The organism is Phytoactinopolyspora endophytica (assembly GCF_004138495.1).
Classification (GTDB): domain Bacteria; phylum Actinomycetota; class Actinomycetes; order Jiangellales; family Jiangellaceae; genus Phytoactinopolyspora; species Phytoactinopolyspora endophytica.
The window spans coordinates 164,233-164,675 of sequence record NZ_ML142849.1; the positions used below are offsets into that span (position 1 = coordinate 164,233).

At 66.1% G+C, this 443-nt stretch carries 1 protein-coding gene; it reads right to left on the reverse strand.

Annotation, left to right across the window (positions count from 1 at the left end; genetic code table 11):
- Positions 1–33: 33 nt before the first annotated feature.
- A partial coding sequence (locus ELR45_RS00730; RefSeq protein WP_205855629.1) for a hypothetical protein occupies positions 34–443 on the reverse strand: 410 nt, incomplete at its 5' end.

A 443-nucleotide genomic window follows, 5' to 3' on the forward strand; every position in this document is an offset into this window, starting at 1 on the left:
CGTCCGAATCTCATCGTCTGTCCGCTCCTCGTTTCAGCCCGTCATTTTCGTGAACGGCCATCTCGGCAGTGTCCCGCCCGGTTCGGCGAGGACCGTGTGCTGCGGGTCATAGATCTTGACCATCTCGATGATCCGCTGTTGCACGTAGGTGTCGTACGAGCCCTCGGTGGCGTCGTACGCCGCCCAGGTCGCCGGTTCGACAGCCGTCTCGTAGACGAAACCCCGCCGCCGGACCGCCGCGGCGTCCGGACAGTTCAGCAACAGGATCGGCTTGATGTACGGCCGGTCGACCTGCAGCCAGGCCAACCCGTCGGCCAGCGACTCCAGCTGCCCGGGGTCGTGATCCACGGCCACCACGAGCACCCGCACCGCGCCGTTGCGGGCTCGCAACGGCAGATAATGGCCGGACGGCATACTCCCACGAGCGTCGGAAAGCAGCTGCT